Raw genomic sequence first — 9,149 nt, 5'->3', positions numbered from 1 at the left:
TGGCCGTCGATCACCTTGCCGTCGATGCCGATCCGTTCACCGGCCGCAGCCAGAACGATCATGCCCGGTGTGGCCTTTTGCGGTGCGATCAGACGTCGCGTGCCATCAGGTTCAATCACGGTGATCGAGCGGGCATTCAGCGACAGAAGATGTTCAGCCGCCGAGCGCGCCTGCCCGCGTGCACGACCATCAAGATAGCGCCCGATCAGCAGGAAGAATAAAAGGGTAATCGCACTGTCGAAATAGGCATGCGGTTCGCCGCGAATGGTTTGTGCCAAACTCATGCCAAGTGCCAGAATCACGCCCAGACTGATCGGCACATCCATATTGACCCGGCGATTGCGAATGGCGCCAAGGGCGGATCGATAAAACGGCAATCCGGCATAGGCCGCGGCGGGCAGTGCGATCAGGGCCGATATCCAGTGAAACAGATCGCGGGTCGCCCCGCCCATGCCCTGAAAATATCCGGCCCAGACCGAGACCGACAGCAACATCACATTGCCCGCTGCAAACCCAGCAACCGCCAGACAGCGCAGCAATTCCTTGTTGCGCGATGTTGTCGCCTGTTCAAGGGCAGCCGGATCAAACGGGATCAGGCGATAGCCCATCTGCATCACCGGGCGAATGATGTCTTCGATATCGGCGACTTCACCCTGCCAGCTCAGGCGCAGGCGGCGTGTCGTCATATTGACGCGGGCCTGCAATACGGCACTGTTTCGTTGCAACAGGGTTTCGATCAGCCAGACACAGGCAGCGCAATGGATGCCGTCGACCATCAGGTTCAGATGATGATGGCCGTCAGTATCGGTGCTGGCCAGTTCGGTGAAATCAAAGCTTGCGATTTCGTCTTCGTCCGGGCGAAGGGCCCGGACCTTGGGATCGATTGCGCGTCGGTTGTAATAGGATGTCAGCCCCATTTCGCCCAAGAGCTCAAAGGCGCCAGCACACCCGGCACAACAAAAGTCGGGTGCGGCAGGTGACATGGCTGTCACCGGCTCGCCGCAATGGCGACAGGGCTGAAGGGCGACGTTCATGGATTTACGACGACATACTCGACAGTTTGATAATCATCCCCCATCGCGTTGGCGACGGTGCGCAATTGCCAACGACCATAAACCGGGAAGGCAGCACTTGCACGATATTCACCCGGTGCGATTTCGGCCATCGCGATGGTGGTATCAAGATCATCACGATCCGCCCGCGACATCACAATGGACATTTTCGCCCCGGTGATCGGGTTGGAATCTTTGTCGCGGAACAGGACGGTGATGGTGCCGTTTTGATCAATGACACCATCGACACTAAGCTTGCTGCGCCAGCCAAGTTCTTCCTGACGGGCAGCACCGGAAATGGCCGCGTTATAGTTGTTGCCCTCTTCGAAGGCATGTTTGGTCACAAGACCATTCCAGCTGGTCATCGAAAACGTGATCAGCGAGATATTGGCAATCAGCATGACGGCGAAGCCGCCGACAAAATACCACGGAATCCAGCGATCCGACTTGCGCGGGCCATTCTGATCTGTGGAAGGTGATGTCATCTGCATTGCCATATCTTGTCTCCTGAACTGAAACGCGTCTGCGATCAGCGGTCGTTTTCCGGACCGGCGAACACTGTATCATATGTTTCGGTATTGCCGGTTTCCTTATCGGTCACCGTGAATTCAAATGGTGTCGATTTACCATCAAGTGTTTGGGGATCCGCTGCCACAAAGACACGGAAACTTCCGACCCGGTCCGGGGCCACGTCCAGATCATAGGTGCCGTCCTGGTTCGGGGTCAGGCCGATGATCTGGAAATCAGTTGCGTCAATTCCTTCAAGCGACAGAACATAGGTTTTTTCTGCCTGTTCCTTGTTGAGAACCTTAAGGGTATAGCCGTTGCGCACGTCACCATCAGACAGGGCGACGAACAGCGGGTTGCGGTCGCGCAGAACATTGAGTTCAAGCACCGAACGGTTGGCCAGACCAAACATCATGACCACGGCAATGATCACCAGCAGCAATGAATAGAAGATTGTGCGCGGGCGAATGATGCGCACGCGGGTCGCCTTGCCCTGTGAACGAAGCTGGGAGTTCTGGACCGAGTCGAACCGAACCAGATCGCGCGGGAATCCGACCTTGTCCATCATCTCGTTGCAGGCATCGATGCACAGCCCACAGCCAATGCACTCCAGTTGCAAGCCGTCGCGGATATCGATACCGGTCGGGCAAACATTCACGCAGGCGTGGCAGTCGATACAGTGGCCGGTTTCTGGCACTTCGCCGCGCACAAGGTTTTTACGTTTGATCGGACCACGCGTTTCACCGCGCCAGCTTTCATAGGTGACGATCATGCTTTCATCATCAAGCATGGCGGACTGGAAGCGCGGCCACGGGCACATATAGGTGCAAACCTGTTCACGTGCCCAGCCTGCCAGAAGGTAAGTCGAGCCGGTCAGGAATGCGATGGTGACATAAGTGCCAAAGGTGGCATTGGCGGTGAAGATATCGACCATCACGGTCGGAGCGTCGTGGAAATAAAGGACAAAAGCACCACCGGTCGCCATGGAAATGACGATCCATGCCAGATGCGTTGCACTGATTTTCCAGATTTTTTCCAGTGTCCATTTCGATTTGTCGAGGCGGACACGCGCGTTGCGGTCACCCTGAATATAGCGTTCCACCAACATGAACAGGTCGGTCCACACCGTTTGCGGGCAGGCATAGCCGCACCAGATACGCCCGAACAAGGACGTTGCAAGGAACAAGCCCACAGCCGCCATGATCAGGATGCCGGTGATGTAATAGACTTCCTGCGGCCAGATTTCGATAAAGAAGAAATAGGCACGCCCCAGATCCATATCGATCAGAACGGCCTGATCCGGTGCGCTTGGCCCACGATCCCAGCGCAGCCAAGGCACGACCCAGTAAATGCCCAGAAGTGCAATCAGCGCAAACCACTTCAGGTTCCGGAAACGTCCTGAGACGCGCTTCGGATAGACTTTGTCGCGCTTTTTATAAAGCGGGACTTCATCATAATCGCCTTCGTCGACGATGTGCGGGACGTTTTTGGGTTCGATATCTGGTTGCTGCAAAGTGGACATGGCCATGTTCGCTACCTGGTTGTTGCTCTGAACCTTGCGACTGCTCTCTGTGCGGGGCGAACCCGCCAGTCGCTTTGAAGGTTGGTCTGTCAGGAGAACTTGGGTTTCTGGCAGCTTTGCAGAGCAAACTCTAATTATTCAAATCTCAGGCAGAAAATACGAGAGACCCGGCTTGTCCACCATGACACATGTCAATTTATTAGCCGATATTGGGATGAATTGTTGTGGCTGAGCCGCCCGGTAAAGAAAAAGGCCCGCGATTACAAATCACGGGCCTTTTTGGAAAAGTTGTCTTGGACTGCGGACTTAGTATGCGGACTTACTGACCGCCACCGAGCGAGTGGACATAAACCGTCAGCATTTTGATGGTTTCTTCGTCCAGACGGCCTTCCCATGCCGGCATTACGCCGCGACGGGAATTCATGACCGTTTCGGTGATGGTTTCTTTCGAACCACCATAGAGCCAGATGGCATCAGTCAGGTTCGGTGCACCGAGATCCTGAATGCCTTTGGCATCGTCACCGTGGCAAGAAGCGCAGTTTTCCTCAAAAACGACCGCACCGCGATCGGCAGCAGCGGCGTCAGTTGCACGGTCCGTGAAGGACAGAACATATTGAACCACATCTTCGATCTGGTCGCGTTCAAGAAGTTCATCACGCCCAAATGCCGGCATATCATTGAAGCGGGTATCTTCATTGGCATCCCAGCGCACACCGACATGCAGTGTCTGGTTGATGGCATCAAGCGTGCCGCCCCAAAGCCACGCATCGTCCTGAAGCGACGGGAAGCCCGGGTTACCCGAACCACCGGTGCCATGGCACGGTGCGCAGTTATCGGCGAAAACGGCCTTGCCGCCAGCCATGGAGAAGTTCAGAAGTTCGCTGTCATTGGCGATTTCCGATACATCCAGTGCAGCCAGACGTTCCATGTAAGGTGCACGTTCGGCCGCAACACTGGCCATGGTTTCGTGCAGTTCGGTACGGTTGGTGGTGCCAAACATACCTTTGAGGTAGTCATTGGCAGTCGGCCAGGACGGGTAAACCACCCAATAACCGACAGACCAGATGACGGTGATCCAGAAGACATAGACCCACCAGGACGGCAGCGGAGTATTCAGTTCCTTGATGCCATCCCATTCATGACCGGTGGTATCTGTGCCCGATACCTGATCTTTCTCGACTTTTGTCGACATTGCTCTGTTCTCCCCTCAATCCTGATCCCGGAAGGGGATCTGCGCATGCGATTCCATGTCCTTGTTGCGCTTTTTGCTTGGCCACATGACCCAGGCAATAATCGCGCCGAACAGCAGCATCAGCCACAGACCCCACAGAGGGCGGAAAAAGTCAGCGAGTTGCGTAAAGAATTCCATGACGATCCCCTTGCATTAGCGCAGGTTCATCTGCGGGTTATAGGTGGTGAAGTCGACCATCCGGCCCAGGACCTGCAGGTATGCGACAAGCGCATCCATTTCAGTCAGTTCTGCCGGGTTGCCGTCAAAGTCACCTGTTGCCGCATTCGGATAGCGCGCGAGGAAATCATCGTCATAGGCCGCATCCTCGCTGGCCTGCAGATACAGGTCTGCCTTGGCTGCCTCGATCATCTCGTCTGTGTAGGGGACACCTACCATCTTGAGGGTCTCGAGATGTGCCTGAGCGTCATCGAAATTCAGTTTGCGTTCCGCCAGGAACGGATAACCCGGCATGATCGATTCCGGCACAACAGCGCGCGGGTCAATCAGGTGGGCCACATGCCATGCGTTGGAATATTTTCCGCCGACACGTGCCAGATCCGGACCGGTTCGTTTTGACCCCCACTGGAACGGATGGTCATACATCGATTCTGCTGCAAGGCTGTAATGGCCATAACGTTCGACCTCGTCACGGAACGGACGGATCTGCTGGGAATGGCAGTTATAGCAACCTTCACGAAGATAGATGTTACGACCGGCCTGTTCGAGTGGCGAATAGGGACGGACACCTTCCACTTTCTCAATGGTCTGTTCCATCGTGAACAACGGTACAATTTCAACGATACCGCCGATGATGATGGTCAGGAAAATACCAAGGATCAGAAAGAAGACGTTCTTTTCTACGATATGGTGTTTTTTAAGAAGCATCTCTGGTTCCCCCCTTATTCGGCTGCAACGGGTGCAGGTGTACCGATTGGTGCTTCGTTACGGAGGTCACCCTTGATGGTCTTGTAGATGTTCCAGACCATCAGCAGCGAACCCAGCAAGAACAGCAGGCCACCGGTTGCACGAATGATGTAGTAGGGATGCATTGCCTCGACAGTTTCGATGAAGGAATATTGCAGGAAGCCAAGGTCGTCATAGGCGCGCCACATCAGGCCCTGCATGATCCCCGAAACCCACATCGAGGTGATGTAAAGAACGATCCCGATGGTGCCGAGCCAGAAGTGATGGGCCACAAGGCGCATCGAATACAGGCGTTCACGGTGCCAAAGGACCGGGATCAGGAAGTAGATCGCACCGAACGATACGAATGCAACCCAGCCAAGCGCACCGGAATGCACGTGACCAATGGTCCAGTCGGTATAGTGCGACAGGCCGTTGACCGCCTTGATCGACATGACCGGGCCTTCGAAGGTCGACATGCCGTAGAAACCGACAGCCGCGACCATGAAGCGCAGAACCGGATCCGTACGTAGTTTGTCCCAGGCGCCCGAAAGCGTCATCAGACCGTTGATCATCCCGCCCCATGACGGCATCCACAGCATGATCGAGAAGGTCATGCCAAGGGTCTGCGCCCAGTCAGGAAGTGCGGTGTAGTGCAGGTGGTGCGGACCAGCCCAGATATACAGGAAGATCAGCGCCCAGAAGTGGATGATCGACAGGCGATAGGAATAAACCGGACGTTCGGCACGTTTCGGAATGAAGTAGTACATCATACCGAGGAAGCCAGCCGTCAGGAAGAAGCCCACAGCGTTATGGCCGTACCACCACTGGGTCAATGCATCCTGCACGCCCGAGAACATCGAATAGGACTTCGTGCCCATGAACGAGACCGGAATGGCAAGGTTGTTGCCAAGATGGAGCATCGCAATGGTCACGATAAAGGCCAGATAGAACCAGTTCGCGACATAAATGTGCGGCTCGGTACGTTTCAAAAGGGTGCCGACAAACATTGCCAGATAGCAAACCCAGACGATCGTGATCCAGATATCAACGAACCATTCCGGTTCGGCATATTCACGACCCTGGGTCACACCGGTGACATAACCGATGGCCGCCATCACGATGAACAGCTGGTACCCCCAGAACACGAACGCCGGAAGTGCGCGGCCGCCATAAAGCGGTGCGCGGCAGGTACGCTGCACGACATAGAACGACGTTGCCAGAAGCGCGTTACCGCCAAAGGCAAAGATCACTGCAGAGGTATGCAGCGGACGCAGGCGTCCGAAGTTCAGAAATTCTGTATCAAAATTGAGAACCGGAAATGCGAGCTGCCATGCAATGACATCGCCCACCAAAAATCCGACTACTCCCCAAAATACGGTCGCAAGTGCGGCCCAGCGCACAACGTCCATATTATAATTGACAGCAACTGAAGGCGATGCTGCCTGTGCCATGCTCCCCTGGCTCATGCTTGACTCCCGTTCAAGGTGGTCGGGTGAACTGCCCAAAACCCTCTCGGGCAGTTTCAATAGTCCCGATGAACCGACGACCTTCTTGATCTTCGGTCCACCTGCACAAAAAGCCCCACCCAAAATGCACCTTGTCTGAAAGTCAGGGCGCGTTATTCCGGGCGAGGTTTCCCAATTCGTTCGGCGAGTATGCGGACAGTTCATCCAAAAGCCATTGACCTACGTCAATCTCGGCTTGCAAACCCGTCAGAAATTCAATCGGCGGAAACGTACTGGCCCTTCGGCTGGGTACTTCTGTACTGGCTGTGTTTATGCGCGCCAAACCCTCAAAAGGTGTTGATGCACATCAAGGTGGGGCCGATTTATTTGCGGCATGATCTGCTAAATTCCAGAGGGCAGGATCATGTCAGAAGCCTATAAGTCACTTCCACTTACAGCACAGACAGCGGATATGACATATCCGCTGGTTCAGATGTTGAAAGTCGACATGTCTTTTGACCGTTGGCGTGCATTCGTCGATCAGTATTGCATGCCGGTTAACAAGGAGTCCGTTGGTGCAGGCACCGACGCTGATGACATCCTCTGGCAGCGTGAGCGCGGCATCATCGTGATCGCCAACGAGCGCGGCTATATCCATGGACTGTTTTCGTATTATGTCCGCGATGACATGACCGATGGCGTTGTCTTGCATGTCGACAACGTGATGGCGGTTGAAATCGTGTCGGGCGACTATGTCCTTGATGCGATGCGCGATGCCATGAGCCGTTTGGCGCGGGTGCATGATTGCAGCAATGTCTATGTTTCGCTTGGCGAACTAGATGAACGTCTTAGGGGATATTTTTCCCGGGCGGGATATGCACCAAGCAAGGTGCGCTATTGTGCGCCAGCAAGCCCGCGCTTGACGGCCTAGAGTTCAATCCAAGTCTGACCTTTTCCGATTTGATAAAACGCCCGCTCTGTCGGGAATTCCAACTGTGGACGCCTTGCGCAATCAGGATTATAAGGCGGGTATGAACGGTATTCCTTTTGTCAAAATGCATGGTTTGGGAAATGATTTCGTTGTCTTTGACGGACGACGCGATCCCGCTGTGCTTGATCTTGATGACGCGACCGCTGCCCGTATTGCCGATCGCAAAACCGGGGTCGGTTGCGATCAGTTGATCGTCATCGAACCGGCCCGCGATGATCTGGCCGATGCCTTTATGCGCATCCGCAACAATGATGGTGGCGAGGTTCAGGCGTGTGGTAATGCGACCCGCTGTGTCGCCAATATCGTCATGGGCGAACTTGGCCGCAAAGACGTGATCATTGAAACCGTTGTCGGTTTGCTGGATGCCAATGGCTTGGCTGACGGCCGTGTCACAGTTGATATGGGACAGGTCAAACTGGATTGGCGTGACATTCCGCTGTCCGAGGCGGTCGATACCAATCATATTCCGCTTTCACTCGGCCCGCTTTCAGATGCGGTGGGTGTCAATGTTGGCAACCCGCATGGTGTTTTCTTTGTTGATGACGCCGAGTCGATTGATATCGAGAAATTCGGTCCGGTGCTTGAATATCACGAAATGTTCCCGGAACGCGCCAATATCGAAGTTTGCAGCATCATTGATGAAAACAAGATCCGTATGCGCGTCTGGGAACGCGGTGTCGGCGTGACCCGTGCGTGCGGGACGGGCGCCTGTGCGGCTGGTGTTGCGGCGGCACGTCGTGGCCTGACCGGTCGCAAGGTCGAAGTGATCCTTGATGGCGGGCCACTGACCATTGAATGGCTGCCCGATGATCATGTGTTGATGACCGGCCCGGTCGCGACCAGTTTTTCTGGCTTTTTGCACGCGTCCCTTCTGGGAAACCATTGATCAGGTTTTCCTGATTGGTCTTTTGACCGATTTGATCTGGCCTTGCGTCGGGTGAGTTGATCGGGCAAAACAAGGCGCATCAGGATTTGGTTCAATCCATGTCGGGACACCCAATCCCGTCTTTTGTGAAACTCAAAAGCAGGTTCAGATAATGGCTGACTTCAATACGCTTGACGGTGTCAATGTCGCTGGCAAGCGCGTTTTGCTGCGCGCTGATCTTAACGTTCCGATGAAGGATGGTGTTGTTGGCGATACGACTCGTATCGACCGCACTGTACCGGGCCTGATCGAACTGGCGGATGCCGGGGCGAAACTGGTGGTGATTACGCATTTCGGTCGTCCCAAAGGTGCGCGCGTCCCGGAAATGAGCCTTAAACCGGTTGCCGATGCCCTTGCCAAGCAGCTTGGTCGTCCGGTGAAGTTTGCGGATGATTGCATCGGTGATGCGGCGGCAAGCGTGGTCAACAGCCTGAAAGATGGCGAAATCGCCCTTCTGGAAAACCTGCGTTACCACGCCGAAGAAGAAAAGAACGACCCGGCCTTTGTCACTGAGCTGGCAAAGCTTGGCGATATGTATGTCAATGACGCGTTTTCCTGTGCGCACCGTGC

10 protein-coding genes are annotated in these 9,149 nt (G+C 54.9%); 3 read left to right on the top strand and 7 right to left on the bottom strand.

Going from position 1 to position 9,149, the window contains the following annotated elements:
• The 7 genes from B3Z49_RS01845 to ccoN form a co-directional block, all read right to left on the bottom strand.
• Positions 1–983 (bottom strand): heavy metal translocating P-type ATPase metal-binding domain-containing protein (locus tag B3Z49_RS01845; RefSeq protein ID WP_296987874.1); only part of this gene is annotated, 983 nt, incomplete at its 3' end.
• Positions 984–1,030: 47 nt separating this feature from the next.
• The gene (locus tag B3Z49_RS01840; protein ID WP_296987873.1) at positions 1,031–1,549 is read right to left on the bottom strand and encodes a FixH family protein; all 519 of its coding nucleotides are present in this window, start codon (positions 1,547–1,549) and stop codon (positions 1,031–1,033) included.
• Positions 1,550–1,581: 32 nt separating this feature from the next.
• Positions 1,582–3,087 carry a cytochrome c oxidase accessory protein CcoG gene (gene ccoG / locus B3Z49_RS01835; RefSeq protein ID WP_296987872.1) on the bottom strand — a complete coding sequence of 502 codons (1,506 nt, stop codon included), beginning with the start codon at positions 3,085–3,087 and terminating at the stop codon, positions 1,582–1,584.
• A gap of 313 nt (positions 3,088–3,400) precedes the next feature.
• Entirely contained in the window at positions 3,401–4,273 is an 873-nt protein-coding gene (ccoP, locus tag B3Z49_RS01830; RefSeq protein WP_064781177.1) for a cytochrome-c oxidase, cbb3-type subunit III, read from the bottom strand.
• Between the two features lie 15 nt (positions 4,274–4,288).
• Positions 4,289–4,450, bottom strand: a complete 162-nt coding sequence (locus B3Z49_RS01825; protein ID WP_008889825.1) for a cbb3-type cytochrome c oxidase subunit 3 — start codon at positions 4,448–4,450, stop codon at positions 4,289–4,291.
• Positions 4,451–4,465: 15 nt separating this feature from the next.
• A complete protein-coding gene (ccoO, locus tag B3Z49_RS01820) occupies positions 4,466–5,197 on the bottom strand; it encodes a cytochrome-c oxidase, cbb3-type subunit II (RefSeq protein WP_008889826.1) in 732 nt (243 codons plus the stop codon).
• 14 nt (positions 5,198–5,211) lie between these two features.
• The gene (gene ccoN, locus B3Z49_RS01815; protein ID WP_008889827.1) at positions 5,212–6,669 is read right to left on the bottom strand and encodes a cytochrome-c oxidase, cbb3-type subunit I; all 1,458 of its coding nucleotides are present in this window, start codon (positions 6,667–6,669) and stop codon (positions 5,212–5,214) included.
• 418 nt (positions 6,670–7,087) lie between these two features.
• Between ccoN and B3Z49_RS01810 the strand changes: the two genes are divergently transcribed.
• The 3 genes from B3Z49_RS01810 to pgk all read left to right on the top strand — a co-directional run.
• A complete protein-coding gene (locus B3Z49_RS01810; protein ID WP_296987866.1) occupies positions 7,088–7,594 on the top strand; it encodes a hypothetical protein in 507 nt (168 codons plus the stop codon).
• A 100-nt stretch (positions 7,595–7,694) separates the two neighbouring features.
• Entirely contained in the window at positions 7,695–8,540 is an 846-nt protein-coding gene (dapF, locus tag B3Z49_RS01805; protein ID WP_296987864.1) for a diaminopimelate epimerase, read from the top strand.
• A gap of 151 nt (positions 8,541–8,691) precedes the next feature.
• Positions 8,692–9,149: phosphoglycerate kinase (gene pgk / locus B3Z49_RS01800; RefSeq protein ID WP_296987862.1), on the top strand; the 458-nt coding region annotated here is incomplete at its 3' end.

The sequence above is a fragment of the Thalassospira sp. UBA1131 genome (assembly GCF_002311515.1).
GTDB lineage: Bacteria > Pseudomonadota > Alphaproteobacteria > Rhodospirillales > Thalassospiraceae > Thalassospira.
The sequence above is the reverse complement of the archived record's forward strand: the minus strand, read 5'-3'. Positions and strand labels throughout refer to the sequence as shown.